Origin of the sequence: Thalassobaculum sp. (assembly GCF_040219215.1) — a bacterium.
Classification (GTDB): Bacteria; Pseudomonadota; Alphaproteobacteria; order Thalassobaculales; family Thalassobaculaceae; genus Thalassobaculum_A.
Window position 1 is genome coordinate 54,543 of the sequence record NZ_JAVJSX010000008.1, and the last position, 19,213, is coordinate 73,755.

Genomic DNA, 19,213 nt, shown 5'->3' on the forward strand with positions numbered 1-19,213 from the left:
AACCGTCAGTGGCCGACGGTAAAGTTGTTCCTGCCGCAGACGTCCTTGCCGCGCATCTGCCAAAGCGCCCGGCCCGAGAAGTCGACCTGGTTGCCGCCGCGCTTCTGCAGGGTCGAGCCGAAGTCGTGGTCGAAGTGCGAGGTGGTCGGCATGTACCGGCAGACATAGCCGGCACGGCGCTTGGTGGACCGGTTCGGCTCGGAACCGTGCACCAGATAGACGTCGTGCAGTGAGAACTGGCCGGCCTCCAGCACCAGATCGATGGCCTCGGCCTCGTCGTACTCGTCGGCGTTCAGTTCCTGGTTCAGCACCAGGTCGGGGCTGTCCTTCTGGGTATGGGCGCGCAGCCGGCGCTGCTTGTGGCTGCCCGGGATGAACCGCAGGCAGCCGTTCTCCGGTGTCGCGTCGTCGAGCGCGATCCAGGCCGAGCACGTGGCGAGCGGCCGGATCGGCCAGTACTCGCCGTCCTGGTGCCAGGGCACCCGCTTGCCGGTCCCGGCCGGTTTGCCGAACACCGTGGTGCCCCACAGCAGGAAGTCCGGCCCGATCACCTGGGCGACCAGATCCAGCATTTCCGGAATGCGGGCGTAGTCCAGCCAGGCGTTCGACCCGCTCAGCCCCTGGGTTCCACCCTTGACGATGTGCGGGCAGAACATCGAGTCGCGGCTGACGCCCTGGTTGGCCTCGAACAGAGCGTCCAGGTCGGCCCGCATGCGCGCCAGGAGGTCGGCCGGCAGGCGCCAGCGCGGGATGACGTAGCCGTGCTCGTGATAGTGCTCGATCTCGTCGGAGGTGAGCAGGTGGCTCACGCGGGTCGGGGCGTTCATGGAATCCTCCCGGGGCGTCCGGTATCGCGCTGCGGTTGGCGCAGCCGGTTGGACGAATGCTAGGCCGGTTCACCGAGCGCGTGAAGCACCGCTTCGAGTTGGCGGTTGCGCAGGCCGAGGCCGTGCAGATGGCGGACCGTCGAAGCCACGTAGTCCCGGTTGGCGCCGGACAGACCGCGCGCCACCGCGACGATCGCCGCCTGCTGCGCTACCGACAGATGGCCGGCGTAGTCCGGGTCCGTCCGGTCGACCACGTAGGTTACGGCCGTGACGCGCCGCGCCGGTGCCGGTTCGGTCAGCGTGATCGGCAGCACGGCACGGCGGTACACCGGGTAGTGGGCAATCTCGCGTTCGTCCAGATAGGCCAGTGTCTCCGACACAGCGCCGGCCGGTACGCGGTAGGCGATGCCACGGCAGGATCCGCCGCGATCCAGCCCCATGACCAGCCCCGGCTGCTCGGCATTGCCGCGGTGGTGGCGGGACACGACGCACAACCGGCGGTGCCGGCCGCGCAGCCAGGCGTTCGCCCGCTGATCGAACGGAAAGCCCGGATTCCACATCAGCGAGCCGTAGCCGAAAACCCACAGGCCGTCTGCGGATCGGCCGGCATCCATCTCTTTCATCAACCGCTCCGCACGCCTATGCTCCGGCCGTCCCGAAAACAGGTCGGTCCGCTTACGCAATGTCGTCGTCCGAGACAACCAGTACCTCTCCCGAAGCCGGCCGCCGTTCGCCGAAACGCCGGCTGCTGGTCATGGCGGTTCTGGGTGTTTGTCTGCTGGGCGCCGCGGCGTGGACCGTTGCGTGGCAGTTGTTGGCAATCCGGGTCGAAGCGACGTTGGATGCCTGGATAGCCCAGCGCCGGGCGCTTGGCGACCGGATCGAGCACGGACCGATGACCACCAGTGGCTTCCCGTTGGCGGTCGATGTGCAGATCCGGCAGGTGCATTGGAGTCGCGAGGACGGTCCGACCCTGCTGACGGCCGCGGCACCGGAGGTGATTGCCAGCACGCCGGTCTGGAATCCGCTGCGGTTGACGCTCCGACCGACCAAGGGCGGACGGGCAAGTGCGGCGGGCTCCTGGGGCTCGGTCACCGGTGACGCTGAAATTGCGCATGCCGTTCTGGCGCTTGGACGGCGGGCGCCCACCCGCATCGATCTGACGCTGCGCAAGCTCGACCTGACCGGCCCGGGTGGCGTGATGCATGCGACGGTCGACGAGGTTACGGCGGTGATCGACACCGAACCAGAGCCGGACGAGAACGCGGTCGCAGGCGCGGTGCCGACGGTCCTGACGATTTCTCTGTACGCCGACGGCGTGCGACCATCCGGGGTCGATCATCTGCCTTTCGACGGACCGGCCAAGATTGCGCTGAACGCCGTCCTGCGCGGACCGATGGATCCGACCGCCGGTGTGCCCGGGCTGGCAACGTGGCGTGACGCCGGCGGTGTGATCGATGTCAACCGGTTGACCCTGTCGTGGTCGCCGGTCGATCTGGTGGGCGACGGCACCGTCGCGCTCGACGCCGCCCTGCGACCGGAGGGAGCCGGCGTCGCGGAGATCCAGGGCGTCGCCGAGACACTCGACCGGCTTGTCGCCCAGGGGCGGATGAAGGCCGGCCAGGCGGCGCTGTTCAAGCTGGCGGTAATCGCGGCCAGCGAACCGTCGGACGACGGGTCGGCTCAGCGGCTCAAGGCGCCGGTCACGGTCCAGGGCGGAGTGGTGCGCGTCGGCCAGATTGCGGTCGGAAAGGTTCGTCCGATCACCGAGTAGCACCACCCGTTCGCGAGGCAGTGCGCGGACGTCTCGCTATTTGCCGTTGGTTCCGTAGGGGAAGGGTTGGGCCTGGTTGGCCTCGACCACCCCGCGACGAACCTCGCGGGTCTTGGTGAACAACTCTTCCAGCTTGTCGCCCTCGCCCCACCGGATGGCGCGCTGCAGGTAGCTCAGATCCTCGCTGAAGCGTTGCAGCATCTCCAGAACCGCCTCGCGGTTGTTCAGGAAGATGTCCCGCCACATGATCGGGTTCGACCCGGCGATCCGGGTGAAGTCCCGGAAACCGCCGGCAGAGAACCGGATGACATCACGCTGCTCCTGGCCTTCCAGATCGAAGGCCGTACCGACGATGGTGTAGGCGATCAGGTGCGGCAGGTGCGAGGTGACCGCCAGGACCTTGTCATGGTAGGCGGCCGGCAGCTCCTCCACCAGCGCGCCGCAGCGCGACCACAGCGTCGAGACCCGACCGATCGCCTCCGGATCGGTGCCCTCGGACGGGGTGAGGATCCAGTACCGCCCCTCGAACAGTGCGCCGGAGCCGGCGTCCGGGCCGGACTTCTCGGTGCCCGCGATCGGGTGGCCGGGGACGAAATGCACGCCGTCGGGCACGTGCGGGGTGACCGCCGCCACCACCGCCAGCTTGACCGAGCCGATGTCGGTCAGGACAGCACCCGGCTTCAGGTGCGGCGCGATGGCCTCGGCGATTGACGCATAGGCGCTGATCGGCGTGCAGATCACCACCACGTCGGCGTTCTCCACCGCCTCGGTCGCCGTTGAGACGTACCGGTCGGCAAGGTCGAGTTCCGCTGCGCGTGCCCGCACCTCCGCGGAAGCGTCGGCGACCACCACGGTCTGCACCAGGCCGCGTGACCGAACAGCGCGGGCGATCGACGATCCAAGGTTGCCGATACCGATCAGCGCCATGCGCTCGAAGACGATGCCGTCGCTCATGAGCTCGCCCCGTTCAGGAAGTCGCGAAGGGCGTCGACCAGCAGCTGGTTGTCGTCCTCGCTGCCGACCGACAGCCGGATGAACTCCGGCGCACCATAGCCGGCCATCTCGCGCACCAGAATGCCGCGGGCCGCCAGGAACCGGCGGGCGGCATCGGCGTTGCGCGCCGGCTCGGTGGGAAACCGGACCATCAGGAAGTTGGTGACCGTCGGCAGCGGCTCCAGGCCAAGGGCTTTGAACTGCGCTTGCAGCCAGGGCATCCAGCGGGCGTTGTGAGCCACCGTTGCGTCCTGGAACGCCTGGTCCTCGATCGCCGCCACCCCGGCCGCGAGGGCGGGTATGTTCACGCCATAGGGCGGCCGGATCGAGTACAGGGTATCGGCCATGGTCTTCGGGCAATACGCCCAGCCCAGTCGCAGCCCCGCCATCCCGAACGCCTTCGAGAAGGTCCGCAGCATCACCGTGTTGTCGGTCTCCTCGACCAGCTCAATGCCGGCGGCGTAGTCGTTGCGCTGGACATATTCCGCGTAGGCCGCGTCAAGCACCAGCACCACGCGGTCCGGCAGGCCGGCGCGCAGGCGACGCACTTCGTCATGCGCCAGGTAGGTGCCGGTCGGGTTGTTCGGGTTGGCCAGGAACACCAGCTTGGTGCGCGGCGTCACCCGCTCCAGGATCGCGTCCACGCTGACGGTGTAGCCGTCATCCGGTGCCGAGACCGGGACGCCGCCGGCGATCTTCGCGGCCATCGGAAACAGCAGGAATCCGTACTGGGTATGGATGACCTCGTCGCCCGGTTCGACGTAGGCAAGACACAGTACCTGGATCAACTCGTCCGAACCGCAGCCGAGTACGATGCGTTGCGGATCGATGCCGTGCTTGCGGCCGATCGCGACGGCGAGCCCCGATGCGTCGACTGCCGGATACTGGTGGATGCGGGTTGCCACGGTCTGCATCGCCTCCATCGCCTTGGGCGATGGGCCGAGCGCGCCTTCGTTCACGTGCAGCCGCACCACCCGCGCGTGTCCCGGTGCACCGGCGAGGGCAGGCTTGTAGCCAATCAGGTCGGCAATGGACGCTTTGGGCGCGACGCTGGGCATCGAGCACTCCTCGGGGAGGTCGGTTGGATCAATAGGAATGGGTACGGGCGTAGGCACCGATCGAGACTGCACCTGCCGGCAGGGTGTCGGCCAACGGCCAGCCGTCAATGGCGAGCAGGGACAGCGCCGAGCCGTCAACGGTCTTCGCCGTGTCGACGGCAGATCCCACCGTCCCCGGGACAACGCACAGGGTGACGTCGTCGCCGGAAGGATCAGGCTCCTGGCAGCCGACGCCGACACCGGCGAGCGCATCGGAACCAGGAGCCCCGAAAAGCGGAAGCCGCGCAATGATGCGCGGCTTCAGGGGCGAATCGACAAGCAACAACGGCCACCAGCGCCACTGGATCAGCTCCGGGGTCGGCAGCACGGCCAGCGTCGCACGGCCCTCGGCAACCGCTGCCAGCGCGGCGGCCGGGCCATCCACGGCCTCGACCCGGGTCGAGACACCGCCGCGATCACGGGCCAGGTCGACCAGGGCTTCGGCTCCGGCCGGTGCCCAGACCACGGTGACGGGATCGACCTGACGGGCCAGGTTGGCGGCCAGGATCTCGCGCCACACCCGCTCCATCACCGGCACGGGCAGGTCGGCACCGGTGAGCTTGCCGGCCAGCCGTCGCAGGATCTGCGCCTCGCGTCCCGGCCGCAGGAACGGTCCCGACGCGTCACCCTTGGCGGCCGCCACACGCCGGCCGATGCCGACCCGGCGCTCGAGCAGCTCCAGCAGGCTGTTGTCGATCTCGTCGATCTCGGCGCGAAGCTGCGCGAGCGAAGGGGACGCGTCGGCCATGGTCGTACGGTCGTCTCGACACGGGAAAAGGACCAGGACACTTATCGGGAGCCGCGGCCGATGGCAAGGATCACCGCGTCCTTCATTGACAGTGGACGGCTGCCATAGGAAACGGACCCGGCTGCGGAGCATGGATGAACGAATGACCGGGACTGCCTCGACGAACGATCGTGAGCGGGCGGCAGCGGGTCGGCCGCCACCCTACGAACTGGCGCGCGGCCTAGCCAATCGCTCGAGCGAACAGGCCAACCGCGACCTGCGGCGTGCCCTGATCCTGACGCCGGGCGACCCGGACATGAACGCGCTGGCGCTGTGGCATCTGCTGCGCCGCCACCGGGTTGAGCCTGCCACCCTGCGCCGCATCAACCGGGTGCTGGTCATCGTGCGGCTGCTCGACCGCCGGCTCACGACCGGTAACGCCTTCCAAGCCTGCGTCCTGGCCCGGCAGGCAACGCAGGAGCAGTCCGACCCCCACCTGTTCTTCCAGTACGCGACGGTCGCGCATGCCTGCGGCATGATCGCGTTCTGGGACCGCTACGGCCGGTCGCTGTCGGTGGAACACCATGGCCGCCGCTTTGACCTTCGGGTCGGCGATGCGCAGGTGTCGTTCAATGTTGCCGGCCCGCAACTCGGGCTGTTCTTCGACTTCTTTTTCATCCACGAGCCGGGCATGTGGGCGTGGTTGGCGGAGATGGCGCCGTCGGACGTGCTGCCCGACGTTGGCGCCAACGTCGGGCTGTACAGCATTGCCGCGGCGGGCCTGCGAGGCTGCCGGTCGGTCGGCCTGGAGCCGTTTCCGGTGAACATCGACGCCGCCACGGCGAACATCGCGATCAGCGGGTTGAACGATCGCGTCCGGATACTTCCCATAGCTGCGGCCGCCCGCAGCGGAAGTGGTCGCCTGAGCCATCGGGAGGTGCTTCCCGGCGTCGCGGCCCAGGCGTTTCACGGCGGACACGGTGCTGCTGTGTCAGGGGACGCGCACATCGACGTCGAGGGTGCGGCGATCGACGATCTGGTCGAGCGCGGAGTGATTCCGTTCCCGACCCATGTGAAGATCGATGTCGACGGTGGCGAAGACGGGGTGATCGCCGGTATGGAGCGGACGCTGGCCGATCCGCGCCTCGACAGCGTGCGCATGGAGATCCGCTGGTGGGAACCCGGGAAGCAGGCCGTCGTCGACCGGCTCAAGCGTCACGGCTTTGAGCCGAAGGTCGACGATGATCGCAAGAACCTGCTGTTCCGCCGGTCCTGGCCATCCTGAGGCAGCTGCGGTGGCCCGGGTTCGCGGAGTCTCGGTTAGGCCACCTTGACGTCCTGCAGGAACCGCTCGACCTGGCCTCGAAGCTTCTCCGCCTGCTGCGACAGCTCCGTTGACGACGTGAGCACTTGGGCCGCTGCGGCGCCGGTGTCCTCGGCAGCGTCCTTTACGCCGGCAATGTTCTGCGTCACCTCGGTGGTTCCATTGGCCGCCTGCTGAACGTTGCGGGCGATCTCCGCCGTCGCGGCGGCCTGCTGCTCGACCGCCGAGGCAATCATCGTGGAGATCTGATTGACCTCGTCGATGACCTTGCTGATCGACTCGATGGAATCAACGGAGTCAGTGGTTGCCGACTGAATGGCGGCGATCTGGGCCGAGATCTCCTCGGTCGCCTTCGACGTCTGGCTGGCCAGGTTCTTGACCTCGGCGGCGACCACGGCGAAACCACGGCCGGACTCACCGGCGCGGGCGGCTTCGATCGTTGCGTTCAGCGCCAGCAGGTTGGTCTGTGCGGCGATGTCGCTGATCAGGGTAACGACTTCGCCGATCTGCTGGGCGGCGGCTGCCAGGCCCTTGACCTTGGAATTGGCTTGATCAGCCTCGTCCTTGGCCCGGTTGGCGACCGAACTGGACTGCCGGACCTGATTGCTGATTTCCGAGATGGAGCTCGACAACTCCTCGGAGGCTGCCGCTACGGTTTCAACATTGGTGCCGGCCTCCTCGGCGGCGGCGGCCACCGCCAGGGATTGCTGGCTGGTCTGCTCGGCGGTCGCCGTCAGGGACGCGGCCGTGGTCTGCAGCTCGGTCGAAGCCGAGGCCACGGTCTTGAGGACTGCTGATACTTCGGAGTCGAAGGTGCTGGTCAGTTGGTTCAGCTTGCTTGACCGGGCTTCTTTCTCTCCGGCGGCGCGCCGTTCCTGCTGGCGGGTCTGTTCCAGCGTCGACTGCATGCCGATGAGGTGTTCGAGGGCTTGCCCGATCTCGTCGCGGCGCTCGATCTCGATCACGTTGTCGTACTTGCCCTTGGCGATCTCGCCCATCGCGGCGATCAGCCGTTCGAGGGGGCGTGATATCGCCCGGATGGTGGCAACTCCGCTGAACGTGCCGATGACGATGGCTCCGGCCAGAAGGGCCAGCATGACCAGGAAGGCGATCGTGAAGGTCGATGTCGCTGCCGCGTACTCCTGGGCTGCCACATCGGTCTGCAGGACCATCAGTTTCTCGGCTTCCGGCTTGGCCGCTTCGTAGAGCGGCACGACGGTCTTGGTAACAAAATCATCCAGTTCCGCGTAGTTCTGGACACCCATCAACACCAGGGCCGGGCGCAGTCCGCTCTCGACGAACGACTTGCGGGCTTTCTGGTAGGCGGCGGCGATGACGGCTTCCTCGGGCGTCAGGTAGGTCGACATGTAGACCTTCCAGATCTCGCTGATTCTGGAGATGTTCTGGTTGACCTGTTCGGTAACCGCCGCCGGGTCGAATTTGTGGCCGGCGCTGCCGTCGCTGGCGGCCTGGTACAGCGCGAGGATGTTCGCGCTCATGCGGTTGTTGATGTCTGCAATCTGTCCCAAGGGAACCGTCCGGTCGTCATAGACCGTTTTCAGCTTTCCATTGGAGTAGTTGGCGGTCAGGAGACCGACGGCTCCGACGATGAGCAGCCCACCCATCAGAGTTGCGATCAATGTTATCAACCGCGCCCTGATGGTGCCGGTCAGTTTGTCGGCCAGTCCACTCATCGTGAATTCCTTTCGGCGTCGAAGGCGGGCGACTTCCCGCCCGGTTCGCGTAATTGTTCGCCGCCAAGCGTGCTGGAGAGGCGGTGTGTTCCCAGCAAGCGTAATAATGAATTGCTAACAAGTTATTTACTTAATGATTATTTGTCGTTGATGGATAAATCATTATATTGACGGTTGAATAAATTGAAAAACATCAATTGAAATATGATTCGGTCTATTGATCTGCATGCTGTTGTTGAAATTGACATGAGAAGCCCCTCATCAATACGTTTGATGACACGGGGAAACCTCGGGCTGGTCAACCATCTCTCAACGGCGGAGAAAGCGAGCCGTATACGGAGCCGCCGAACCCAACAGGACAGAACGGGACGGTGGCTTCAATGCGGCGCATGGTGCCCGATCGTGGGAGGCAGCTGTCCGGGCCGCTCCACGACCGGGCGAACTAGGGTCAGGCGATCAGACTGCCGGTGGCGAGCACGCGGTTCTTCACCAGCGGTCCGGCAAATTTCGAGAACTCGGCCATGAAGTCGGCGGTCTTGTGGGCGTCGAACGCAGCGGCGTCCTTGTAGACCTCCCAAAGATGGAACGAGGCCGGGTTGTCGTGGTCGCGGCTGATCGAGAAACCAAGGCAGCCGGACTGGGTCAGGCTGTTCTTGGCGTGCTGCTTGATCCGTTCGGCGAACGTATCGGCGTCCTTCGGATCGACCACCAGGTTGACGGCAACGATGTACACGGCTCTCTCCTCGATCTGTTCGGTTCGTGCAAACGTCAGTCGGCCAGATCGCGCCGTGCCGGCACCGTGGCCCGGCCGCGGCTCGGCAGAAGCGCGCGGGCACGCGCCATCACCGGCTTGCGGTCCCGGCGGACCGCGTAGACTTCCTTCTGCGCTTCGATCATGACCGCACCGGCGAAGCTGGTAAACCACCGGTGCCCGACCTGTTCCAGCGCCGAGGCGGAACGGATCACCAGGCCGGAGGTGTAGGGCGGGGCGTACAGGGCGTGCACGGTGCGGGTCGGTGTGAACCGGCTGTCGCGCAGCACCCGCGACAGCTGCGAGACCGTGTAGGGCTGGCCGTGACCGAACGGGGTGTGGTCGAAGCGGGCCCACAAGCCGCGGCGGTTCGGCGCCACCGCCAGCAACCGCCCGTTGCCGGCCAGCACCCGCCAGGCCTCGGCCATCATGGCGGCGCGTTGTTCGGTGGTTTCCAGCGCGTGCACCATCAGGATGCGGTCGATCGAGGCGTCCTCGAACGGCAGCTCAGCCTCGTCGACCAGCAGCGACGCGTTCGGCCCCTCGGGTGGCCAGTGCAGCACGCCCTGCTGCGCCGGCATCGCCGCGATCACCCGCTCGGCCTCGCCGCGGTACAGACGCAGGTACGGCACGGCGTACCCGATGCCGAGCAGTGACTGGCCGCGCAGGTTCGGCCACAACTCGCGCAGCCGGCGCCGGATCATCCGGCGCGCGAGCACGCCCAGCGGGCCGTTGTAGAAGTCGCGCAGTTCGACAGCGTCCAGATACATGGCGCGGAGGGTACCCGTCGCCTCGCCCGCCGTCACCCGCGATGGCGCCGCTACGCCACCCGGTACCGCTTGATCACGTCCGGATCGGGGTCCAGGCCGAGACCGGGGCCGCCCGGCACCCGGAACGCGCCGTTCACCGGGTTGATCCAATCGCCGTACAGGCTGGCTTCCGGCTCCACGTAGAAGCGTTCCACCAGGCCCGGGTTCGGCATCGCCGCCGCCAGCTGCAGGGTGGCGAGGAAGCCGGGGCCGAAGTATGGCGAGTGCGGCATGACCTGTACGCCGGCGGCCTCGCACAGGGCGACAACCTTGCGGAACTCGGTGACGCCGCCGACCTTGGTGACGCTCGGCTGTGCGTAGTCGATTGCACCGGCCTCGATCGCCTGGGCGAACTGGAACGACGTGCACCAGTTCTCGCCGGCGGCCACCGCCACGCCGGTCTCGCCGCGCACCCGGGCCAGCGAGTGGAAGTCCTCCGGTGGGAACACCGGTTCCTCCAGCCAGTGCAACTCGAACTGGTCGAGCGTGCGGGCCATGCGTATTGCCTGCTCCGGCGTCCACGGGCAGTTGACGTCGACCATGATCGGGATCGCGTCGCCGGCCACCTCGCGGGCCGCTCCGACCTCCACCTCGCCGATCTCGTGCAGCTTGATGTACTCGTAGCCCTCGTCCAGGGAGCGCCAGACGTCGGCCATCACCTTCTCCTTGTCGCGCAGGATGAACAGCGACGAGTAGGCGGGCAGGGTGCGGTCGGTGGTGCCGCCGAGCAGGGTGGCCAGGGGCAGCCCGGCGGCCTTGCCTGCGATGTCCCACAGCGCGATGTCGAGGCCGGACAGCGCGAACAGGGTGATGCCGTAGCGTCCGAACAGGTGGAACTTCTGCTGCAGCCGGTGGCTCAGCCCGGCGATGTCACGGGCGTCCTGGCCGATTGCCGCCGGCTTGACCATGTTCTCGACCGCCGCCACCACCGATTCCCTGCAGTGGTAGGAGAAGGCGTCGCCCCAGCCGACGATGCCGGTGTCGGTGGTCACCTTCACCAGGCAGAAGTCGAGCGCCGGCCAGCCGCCGGCGGTGACGTCCCGGTCGGAACCGGCGTGGTTGAACGGCATGCGCAGCGGCACCGCCTCGACGTTTGCGATCTTCATGGTCGTCTCCTCGTGGGCCCACAATGTCCGGTTCGTGATGCCCGGGTCGGTGGCAGGTGCCTGATCTTAATGCTAGTGTGCGGCCCGCTGTCGACTCCGACAGTTCCGCACCGCCCAACACGACACCAGGAGGCCCCGATGGCAGCCCTCGAAATCGTGCTCGTCCCGGCTCTGTCGGACAATTACGTCTACCTGCTCCACGACGCCGGTACCGGCGCCACGGCGGTGGTGGATCCCGGTGAAGCGGCACCGGTGGAGGCCGCCCTGGCCGCCCGCGGCTGGACGCTGACCCAGATCGTCAACACCCACCACCATCACGACCACACCGACGGCAACGATGCGCTGAAAGCCAAGTACGGGGCGCCGCTGGTCGGTCCGCGCGCCGAATCGGCACGCATCTCGGGCATGGATGTGACGGTCGGGGACGGCGACACCGTGGAGATCGCCGGACACCGCGCGACCGTCTACGAGACGCCGGGCCACACCACCGGGCACATATCGTTTCACATCGCGGATTCCCAGGCGCTGTTCTGCGGCGACACCCTGTTCGCGCTCGGCTGCGGGCGGATGTTCGAGGGTACGCCAACCCAGTTCTGGAAATCGCTGTCGACCCTGCGCGGCCTGCCGGCCGATACACGGATCTACTGCGGCCACGAATACACCCAGTCGAATGCCCGGTTTGCGGTGTCGGTGGACGGCGGCAATGCCAAGCTGAAGGCCCGGGCTGCCGAGATCGACCGTCTGCGGGCGGCGAAGCAGCCGACCGTGCCGTCGATCCTGGCGGACGAGCTGGACACCAACCCGTTCCTGCGGGCCGACGACCCGGCAATGGCCGCGGCGGTCGGGATGGCCGGTGCCGATCCGACGGCGGTGTTCGCCGAGATCCGCAAGCGCAAGGATGCCTTCTGAACGCCTCGATAGTGCCACTGGGAGAAAACCCGTCATGAAGCTCTACCACTCGCCGGCCTCGCCCTATGTCCGCAAGGTCATGGTGCTGGCCCAGGAAACCGGACAACTCGACAAGATCGAGATCGTCGCCGTGGCCACCACTCCGCTGGCGCCCGACGCCAACGTGGCGGCCGCCAACCCGATCAAGAAGATCCCGGCCCTGGTGGCCGACGACGGCATGACCCTGTTCGACTCGCCGGTGATCTGCGAGTACCTGGACAGCCTGCATTCCGGCACCAAGATGTTCCCGCAGGGCAAGGCCCGGTGGGAGGCGCTGCGCCTGCAGGCGGCGGCAGACGGCCTGCTCGATGCCGCCCTGCTGGTGGTCTACGAGAGCCGGTTCCGCGAAGAGGCGATGCGCAACCAGGCGTGGGTCGACGGCCAGCTGTCGAAGATCGACGGCGCCCTCGATGCGTTCGAGGCCGCGGCCGGCGGCTTCGGTGACCGGGTCGACATCGGCACCATCTCGATCGGCTGCGCTCTCGGCTACATCGACTTCCGCCTGGGCCACCGCGACTGGCGGGCCAGCCGCCCGCAACTGTCGGCCTGGTACAAGGCATTCCTGGCCCGGCCGTCCATGGACGCAACCAAGCCGCCGGCGGCATGACGGCACGAACCGCAGAGGAACTGGTTGCGGCGCTCGGGCTGGCGCCGCACCCGGAGGGCGGGTGGTACAAGGAGACGTTCCGCGACCGGCCGGCAGACGGCGGTCGCGGCGCGCTCACCCAGATCTTCTACCTGCTGCCGGCCGGCGAGATATCGGCCTGGCACCGGGTGAACGACGCTACCGAGATCTGGCACCACTATGCGGGCGCACCGCTCACCCTGTCGCTGTCGATGGACGGCCGGACGGTGGTCGATCACGTCATGGGGCCGGACGTCCTGGCCGGGCAGGCGCCGCACGTGGTGGTGGCGCCCGCGGCGTGGCAGAGCGCGCGGTCGCTCGGCGACTGGACGCTGTGCGGTTGCACGGTGGCGCCGGCATTCGAGTTCGCCGGATTCGAGATGGCGCCGAGCGGATGGTCGCCCGGCGGTTAGGCCCCGGCGCCCCTAGCGGCGCGTCACCGCGAGTCCGTAGCGATTGGCGAGGTCGGTCAGGGTATTGGCCTTGATCTGTGACTCCTGAAGCGCGGAAACCGGAATCGGCCGGGTTCCGCCGATTGCCAGGGTGCCGCCGAGCCGCACGAAATCCTGGACGACCCTCAACCAGTCCAGCAAACGCGGATCCTTCTTGGCGTTCAGGGACTGGGCGAAGGCGCCCAACTGTTCGGCAAGGGCACCGCGCAGCTGCGATGGCCGGGCTTTCTTGTCGTCGGTCAGCATCAGCACGGTGCGGTCGAGGCCACCGGTGTCGGTAAGCGACATTGAGAACCCGTTGATGACGATGGCGTCGAGGCGGGGATCGCTCTTGGTGACCGTCTGCCATTCCGCGATCGTCAGGTCGGGGATCCCGAGCAGATCCAGCTGCAGCCCGACCGATCCGAAATCGTCGACCGTCATGCTCTGCCGATAACCCACGAAACCCTCGCTGGTATCGTAGGACAGGTCGCCCTCCAGGCGTGTTTCGAACTGGCCGTCGGGTGGAAAGAGCGCCATGAGAAAGGGCGCCAGGTCGTGTGCCGACTCCGCCGGCTGGCTGCGCATGCCTTCGCTGCCGAACACGATTGCCCCGGACCGGCCGGGGACGTAGGCGCGGGTCTTGGCCCACTGGCGATCGATCTCCGTGGTTCCCGTCAACGTCGACGACGTACGGACGCCCGACATCTCCACCATGCCGACCTGCAGGTCGGCGAGAGCGGACAGCAAGCGGACTTTGGTCGGCTCCCGGGTGACCTGGTTGGACAGCGTGCGGATGCCGAAGTCGGTGGCTCGGATTGCGTCGATGGACATCGTTGTCTGGTCGCCATCGCTGGCGGTCGGCGTCATGACCAGGTTGTCGACGTCCAGGCGCTTAATCCTGCCTTGTTCAACGCCGGAGGTGACAAACCGCCCGAAGCGGACCTCGACCGGTCGGTCCTCGACCTCGGTGCTGGCCTGGAAATCGCTGATCTCGACGCCGCCGGACAACAAGCGGGACCACAGTTCCTGGTCCTCGAGGTCCTGTCTCGCCTTGGACACCGACGCCGTCAGCAGCCGCAGCATGGTGGCGAGGTCAGGACGATCCACCTCGATCCGACGCGCGGCCAAGCTCGACCAATTGCCATCGGTCAACTGGACGGCCTCGAGAACCAGTGCATCTGCCACAAGACCGTCGGGGGTGGCGAGTCTGGGACGTTGCAGGGTCATGGTTCCGACGGACAGGCGCTCCACGCTGCCGTCGCGCGCGCCCTGCAGCCCGTCAACCGAGACGTGGGTACCGGAAGGTCCGGCCGTCACCCGGTCCCACGACAGTCGATAGCCCGATGCGGCCAACGGCTGGGCGATCGCGCGCAACCAGCCTTCGACGAGCACGGTTCGCGCGTCGGCTGCGGCCGGCCGCGGCGCCAGCGCACCGACTGTCAGGGCTGCGGTCAGAACCAGCACCGCAGTCCGAACGGGAAGGATGAAGCGGAGTCGACGGTTGATCATGCAGGCACCTGGTTCGGCAGCTACTGAATGACGTGGCCTAGTACGGGATCGTGTCACCAGCGTCGAGCCGATTGATCGTCAATGGAACGTGATCCGTACGATTCCGGCGTGGGCCAGCCAGAACGCGGCGCGCAGCAGGGCTCGATGCGCGCCTGGCTGGGCGGAGATCTGGTCGCCCGACAGGGTCAGGCTTCCTTGTTGGCCCAGCCGTTCCAGCAATGCTGCAGCGTCGCCCGGCAATCGGGGATCGATCACCGCCTTCGGCAATGCGGCAATCCGGGCCAGTTCGACCACCGGGTCCAAACCGTCGGTCGCCCGGATTCGCATCTCGCCGGTTCTGCCGGGGGTCGCGAAGCCGGCAAACGCGGCGAATGGATCGGGTGCGATCGATGGCTCGGCGCCTGCCGTCGGGCCGGCCGCGGCACGTCGCTCCATCAACTCGGCCCACAGGGCCTCGTAGGCGCCGATCACCCGCGGCCAGACATAGGTCGCCAGCGTCCGGGCCTGGCCCGCCGCCCCCATGCGGCGGCGCAGCGCCGGATCATCCGCCAGACGGGCCAGCGCCTCGGCGGCGGCCTCGGTGTCGACCGCAACCGCCTCGCTGGTCAAGGCATGGAACACCGACTCGTCGTCGATACCGAGCAGCCGGCGCCAGGCGAGCTCGGCGCCGATACCAGGCGGGGGCAGGGCGGTCGGGACCCGGAAGCCGGTCTCGCCATCAACGACGGTGTCGCGGTAGCCGTCCCAGTCCGAGACCACGCAGGGCAGGCCGGCGGCCATTGCCTCGACCGGGGTCAACCCGAAGCTTTCCTGCAGGTTGTCGGACAGCGACAGGAACACGTCGGCGCCGGCCAGCGCGCCGCGTTTCACCGCCGGCGGGCGGGCATCGACAGCGATCACGCGCACGGTTGGTGCCAACGCCGCCGCCGTCGCCTCGAACGCAGTCCGGGTTTCGTCGTCGTGGTACCAGCCGGCCAGCACCGCGACGATCGGTCGGGTCGTGCGCGATGCGGCGCGGCCCAGCGCGCGGAACATCGGTAGCGGATGAGCCTTGGCGTGGGCCGACAGGCGTCCGAGATACAGCACCGCCACCGCGTCGTCCGACAGTCCGTGCTCGGCCCGGAACCGGGCGCGATCCTCTCCGCGGATCCGCGGCAGGTCGATGCCCAGCGGAATCACCGGCAATTGCAGCGGAATGCCCATGGGAACGCCGCCGGTGCGTTCCGCCAAATGCTCGGCGTGGCGGTCGAGCACACCTTCCACCAGGTCACGGATCGCCCGTGAGGCGCAGATCAGCGCGTCCCAAGGCCGGGTCGGCGCCACCAGCAGGTCGCGCACCGCGTCGAGGGCGCGCACGCTCGACATGGTGTGGGTCACCCCGGTCAGCGAGTACGCAGCATCGCCGACGACCCGGCGCCGCCAGGCGAACGGTGCCAGCACGGGACCTGGCACGAACAGAGCGCCGGGCTCGGCGAGCCGCCGAGTCTGCAGGCGGTGCACCACCTCGATCCGGCGGTCCGTCGGAAACCGTCCGCGAAAGGCCTCGGCGTCGGTACTCTCGTCGGTGGGATGCAGCCACAGGGGCCCCGGCTGGGCGTGGTCCAGATAGGCGCGCAGGAATCCGGCGCTGGCCATGGCGAGGCCGGTCAGACGCTCGCGGCCGGCGTCGAAACCCCTGGAATCATACAGGATCGCGGCCCGGGTCATGGGGCGGGCGCCTTGGGCCGTCGCAGCACTTCGTTCGCGGCCAGGACCGCGCCGGTGACGATCAGCAGGCACGACGCCGCGACGATGCCGTTCAATGGTGCCAGCCCGGCGGCGATCAGGATCAGCGTCGACAGCAGCGGGGCGGCATAGGCAGCGGCACCCAGCGCCTGAATGTCGCCGCGCTTCATGCCGATGTCCCAGGTGAAGAACGCGCCGCCGACCGGGCCGAGGCCGAGCGCCAGGACTGCCAGCCACTCGATCCAGCCGGCCGGCCATACTGTGGTCTCGAACAGCAGATGGCAGGGCACCGCCAGGATCGCCGCCGCCGCGCAGAACCCGCCGACCGCGTCGGTAGGAACCTGTCCGAACCGGCGCGATCCGATCGAATAGCTCGACCAGATCAGCGCACAGGCCAGGGCGGCGAGATACCCCAGTGTATAGCGGTCGTCGAAATCGAGGCTGGCGCCCTTGGTGACCAGCAGCCCGGCTCCGGCTAGGCCGAGCAGCGCGCCTGTCACGTGGAACCAGCGCAACCGCTCGCCCGGCAGCAATGCCGAGAACACCACGATCAGCAACGGCCACAGATAGGCGATCAGGCTGGCCTCGACCGCCGGTGCGTTGCGCAGCGCCAGGAAGTAGAAGAAGTGATAGCCGAACAGCCCGCCAACCCCAGTGGCCCACACCGGCCAGGGCTGCCGCAGGTGGCTCAGCGGCGAGGTGCCGCGCGCGATCGATGCGACGACGCCGATCCCGGTGGCGATGGCGAAGGTCATGGCCAGCAACTGGAACGGTGGCACCGAGCCGGACAGCGCGGTCAGCAGGGCCAGCACGGCCCACATCAGCACGGCGGTGAAGCCGATCAGGGTGGCCCGCCGGCGGCGTGCCTGGTCGGAGGGCATATGGTTGGCGGTGGCTTGGGTGGCGGTGGCTTGGGTGGCGGTGGTCATCGAAGGCTCCCGAGACGGCTGCCGCTGGCCCACGGCCTATCGGCCCGACGGGTCGTCGGCGAACAAGACTGAGGGGAGCCCCCGGGCCCGCGCGGTTGCTCGCGCACCGACTGACGGCCTGCGGCGGCGCGGAGGACTCGAGGCGCGGCGCAGATTGCGTGTAGCGCGACGCGACGCGGTCGGCAAGGGGCAGTGGACTGCTGACAGGAGGTTGTCAGCAGCGGGATGGTAGGCGATGCCCGGTACCCGCATAACCCGGAGCGCACGATGTCGGCTGAAACAAGTGCGATCCCGCCGGCAGCTCGGATCGGCGCCATCATGGTGCTGCTGTCGGCGGTGGCCTGGAGTATGGCCGGGCCGTTGACGAAAGGAGTGACGGCGGATGCCTGGGCGGTGCTTGCCTGGCGCGGTTTGGTCAGCGGCGCGGTGATCCTGGCGTATGTGGCGTGGCGTTCCGGCGGCATCATGGTGGATTTGCGCCGAATGGGGTTGGCGGCCTGGGCGGCGACCGTGATCGGCAGTGTCGCCACGGTGGCGTTCATCGCGTCGTTCAAGATGACGGCGGTAGCGCATGTTGCGGTGATCTATGGCACCGCCCCGTTCTGGGCCGCGGGCGTCGCGTGGCTGTGGTTGCGCGAGCAGACCAGCAGGGCCGTGGTGATCGCCAGCACCGCCGCGTTGACCGGCGTCGTGGTGATGGTCAGTGGTTCGACCGGAGGCGGGCCGGCCAGTTTGACCGGCGACGGGCTCGCGATCCTGATGACCTTGGGAATGGCGGTCATGATGGTGATGATCCGCCGCTATCCGGGGGCGCCAATGGTACTGGCCGCGGCGGTTTCATCAGCGCTTTTGTTGATTGTCGGGCTGATGGTCGGAGCGATGTTCGGCGGTACCGATCCGCTGGCGATCCCGTCGTCTGAAATCGCAATCATGGTAGCGTTCGGCCTGCTGCATGCCGCGGCCGTTGTACTGTTGACCGAAGGCACCCGGCTCATTCCGGCATCGGAAGCGGCTTTGCTCGGGGCGATGGAGGTGCCTTTGGCACCCGTCTGGGCCCTGCTGCTCCTGGGCGAAGGGCTGTCAGGGTCGACCCTGGTCGGCGCTGGCACTGTGGTGGTCGCCCTTTTCTGGTATCTGCGCCGCGGCTCCGATTGAAGGCAGCCTGGGCCGCGCCACATAGGTGCGTCGCCGGGGATTGAAGCCGAAGTTCCGATCGAGGCGGGTCGCGGCGAACCCGGCGCTCGCGAGCAACCCCACGAACTCGCTGTCGCCGTAGGCTGACAGCCCGATCTGCCGGCGGATCCGCCGGTAGTCGGAGAACAGCGTTGCGCCGAGGCTGCCGATGGCTGCCAGCAGGAACCCGTGACGAGCACCGGTGCTCAGCAGCGCCGTTACGTCGGCGACCAAGCCGGCCTCCGGCGGGATCACGTCGGCGATCACCAGCATGCCGTCGTCAGCCAGCAGGCGCCGGAGGTCGAGCAGGATCGCGGGCAGGAGGTCGCGATCAATGTATTGGATGACCGACGATACCGTGACGACGTCGATCGAGTGGCGGGGAACGCCGGCCAACCCCTCGTCGTCCAGCACCGTAAGCTTCGGCGTATCGCGGAACGTCTCGAAGAGTCGGGCTCGGACGCTCGGCGCCGCGTCGTAGAGGAACAACCGCTCGGTCCGGGCAGCGACGCGGGCGGCCTCGCGCGCCTCGCCGCAGCCGAAGTCCAGAATCCGCAGCCCGGCGCGGCTTGGCAGGATGGACAGGATGTCGTCGGCAATGCGGACGTAGTGGACCTGCCGATGGCGGTCGTTCGCGTAGATCGCGTGCGGACGGTCCCAGAAACGGAGCCAGGAATCGCGCATCAAGCACGCAAGCAGTGATACCGGATGCCGAGCATGCCGGGGACCCGGGCCGCGAGCAAGAGGCTGACGCACGGCCCCTTGCCC

Annotated in this window: 19 protein-coding genes; 6 read left to right on the plus strand and 13 right to left on the minus strand. The window is 67.7% G+C overall.

Annotation, left to right across the window (positions count from 1 at the left end):
* Positions 1 to 5: 5 nt before the first annotated feature.
* Entirely contained in the window at positions 6 to 827 is an 822-nt protein-coding gene (locus tag RIC54_RS05565) for a phytanoyl-CoA dioxygenase family protein (RefSeq protein WP_350085115.1), read from the minus strand.
* 59 nt (positions 828 to 886) lie between these two features.
* Positions 887 to 1,450 carry a gamma-glutamylcyclotransferase gene (locus RIC54_RS05570; protein ID WP_350085117.1) on the minus strand — a complete coding sequence of 188 codons (564 nt, stop codon included), beginning with the start codon at positions 1,448 to 1,450 and terminating at the stop codon, positions 887 to 889.
* Between the two features lie 131 nt (positions 1,451 to 1,581).
* Here RIC54_RS05570 and RIC54_RS05575 point away from each other — a divergent pair, with 131 nt between their 5' ends.
* Positions 1,582 to 2,601, plus strand: a complete 1,020-nt coding sequence (locus RIC54_RS05575; protein ID WP_350085119.1) for a DUF2125 domain-containing protein — start codon at positions 1,582 to 1,584, stop codon at positions 2,599 to 2,601.
* A 36-nt stretch (positions 2,602 to 2,637) separates the two neighbouring features.
* Here the strand turns inward: RIC54_RS05575 and RIC54_RS05580 are convergent, their stop codons facing one another.
* Genes RIC54_RS05580 through RIC54_RS05590 form a run of 3 tightly spaced genes read right to left on the minus strand, consistent with a single transcriptional unit; the run spans position 2,638 to position 5,439 of the window.
* The gene (locus RIC54_RS05580; protein ID WP_350085121.1) at positions 2,638 to 3,555 is read right to left on the minus strand and encodes a prephenate/arogenate dehydrogenase family protein; all 918 of its coding nucleotides are present in this window, start codon (positions 3,553 to 3,555) and stop codon (positions 2,638 to 2,640) included.
* Positions 3,552 to 4,652: a pyridoxal phosphate-dependent aminotransferase gene (locus RIC54_RS05585; protein WP_350085123.1), complete on the minus strand. Its 1,101-nt coding sequence runs from the start codon at positions 4,650 to 4,652 to the stop codon at positions 3,552 to 3,554. The genes RIC54_RS05580 and RIC54_RS05585 overlap by 4 nt, the downstream gene beginning before the upstream one ends.
* Positions 4,653 to 4,680: 28 nt before the next feature.
* On the minus strand, positions 4,681 to 5,439 hold the full coding sequence (locus tag RIC54_RS05590) for a chorismate mutase (protein ID WP_350085126.1): 759 nt from the start codon (positions 5,437 to 5,439) through the stop codon (positions 4,681 to 4,683).
* 142 nt (positions 5,440 to 5,581) lie between these two features.
* Here RIC54_RS05590 and RIC54_RS05595 point away from each other — a divergent pair, with 142 nt between their 5' ends.
* The gene (locus RIC54_RS05595) at positions 5,582 to 6,703 is read left to right on the plus strand and encodes an FkbM family methyltransferase (protein WP_350085128.1); all 1,122 of its coding nucleotides are present in this window, start codon (positions 5,582 to 5,584) and stop codon (positions 6,701 to 6,703) included.
* A gap of 35 nt (positions 6,704 to 6,738) precedes the next feature.
* Here the strand turns inward: RIC54_RS05595 and RIC54_RS05600 are convergent, their stop codons facing one another.
* From RIC54_RS05600 to RIC54_RS05615, 4 genes are all read right to left on the minus strand, one after another.
* Positions 6,739 to 8,436, minus strand: a complete 1,698-nt coding sequence (locus RIC54_RS05600) for a methyl-accepting chemotaxis protein (RefSeq protein ID WP_350085130.1) — start codon at positions 8,434 to 8,436, stop codon at positions 6,739 to 6,741.
* Positions 8,437 to 8,884: 448 nt separating this feature from the next.
* Entirely contained in the window at positions 8,885 to 9,169 is a 285-nt protein-coding gene (locus RIC54_RS05605) for a putative quinol monooxygenase (RefSeq protein ID WP_350085132.1), read from the minus strand.
* A gap of 35 nt (positions 9,170 to 9,204) precedes the next feature.
* Positions 9,205 to 9,993, minus strand: a complete 789-nt coding sequence (locus RIC54_RS05610; RefSeq protein WP_350085134.1) for a class I SAM-dependent methyltransferase — start codon at positions 9,991 to 9,993, stop codon at positions 9,205 to 9,207.
* A gap of 14 nt (positions 9,994 to 10,007) precedes the next feature.
* Positions 10,008 to 11,102: a mandelate racemase/muconate lactonizing enzyme family protein gene (locus RIC54_RS05615; RefSeq protein WP_350085136.1), complete on the minus strand. Its 1,095-nt coding sequence runs from the start codon at positions 11,100 to 11,102 to the stop codon at positions 10,008 to 10,010.
* A gap of 138 nt (positions 11,103 to 11,240) precedes the next feature.
* Here RIC54_RS05615 and gloB point away from each other — a divergent pair, with 138 nt between their 5' ends.
* Genes gloB through RIC54_RS05630 form a run of 3 tightly spaced genes read left to right on the plus strand, consistent with a single transcriptional unit; the run spans position 11,241 to position 13,088 of the window.
* Positions 11,241 to 12,011, plus strand: coding sequence for a hydroxyacylglutathione hydrolase (gene gloB / locus RIC54_RS05620; protein WP_350085138.1), 771 nt, complete (start codon positions 11,241 to 11,243; stop codon positions 12,009 to 12,011).
* 34 nt (positions 12,012 to 12,045) lie between these two features.
* The gene (locus RIC54_RS05625) at positions 12,046 to 12,657 is read left to right on the plus strand and encodes a glutathione S-transferase N-terminal domain-containing protein (protein ID WP_350085141.1); all 612 of its coding nucleotides are present in this window, start codon (positions 12,046 to 12,048) and stop codon (positions 12,655 to 12,657) included.
* Positions 12,654 to 13,088, plus strand: a complete 435-nt coding sequence (locus RIC54_RS05630; RefSeq protein WP_350085143.1) for a cupin domain-containing protein — start codon at positions 12,654 to 12,656, stop codon at positions 13,086 to 13,088. The genes RIC54_RS05625 and RIC54_RS05630 overlap by 4 nt, the downstream gene beginning before the upstream one ends.
* A 12-nt stretch (positions 13,089 to 13,100) precedes the next feature.
* Here RIC54_RS05630 and RIC54_RS05635 read toward each other — a convergent pair whose 3' ends face one another.
* The 3 genes from RIC54_RS05635 to yddG all read right to left on the minus strand — a co-directional run bounded on the left by RIC54_RS05635 (position 13,101) and on the right by yddG (position 17,272).
* Complete coding sequence (locus tag RIC54_RS05635; protein ID WP_350085145.1) at positions 13,101 to 14,618, minus strand: aq_1923 C-terminal domain; 1,518 nt, start codon at positions 14,616 to 14,618, stop codon at positions 13,101 to 13,103.
* Positions 14,619 to 14,696: 78 nt separating this feature from the next.
* A complete protein-coding gene (locus RIC54_RS05640) occupies positions 14,697 to 16,325 on the minus strand; it encodes a glycosyltransferase family 4 protein (protein WP_350085147.1) in 1,629 nt (542 codons plus the stop codon).
* Positions 16,322 to 17,272, minus strand: coding sequence for an aromatic amino acid exporter YddG (gene yddG, locus RIC54_RS05645; RefSeq protein WP_502989647.1), 951 nt, complete (start codon positions 17,270 to 17,272; stop codon positions 16,322 to 16,324). Before yddG ends, RIC54_RS05640 begins: the two co-directional genes overlap by 4 nt.
* A 267-nt stretch (positions 17,273 to 17,539) precedes the next feature.
* Between yddG and RIC54_RS05650 the strand changes: the two genes are divergently transcribed.
* Complete coding sequence (locus RIC54_RS05650) at positions 17,540 to 18,427, plus strand: DMT family transporter (RefSeq protein ID WP_350085149.1); 888 nt, start codon at positions 17,540 to 17,542, stop codon at positions 18,425 to 18,427.
* Here the strand turns inward: RIC54_RS05650 and RIC54_RS05655 are convergent.
* Positions 18,353 to 19,129 carry a methyltransferase domain-containing protein gene (locus RIC54_RS05655; protein WP_350085151.1) on the minus strand — a complete coding sequence of 259 codons (777 nt, stop codon included), beginning with the start codon at positions 19,127 to 19,129 and terminating at the stop codon, positions 18,353 to 18,355. The genes RIC54_RS05650 and RIC54_RS05655 overlap by 75 nt on opposite strands.
* Positions 19,130 to 19,213: the final 84 nt, after the last annotated feature.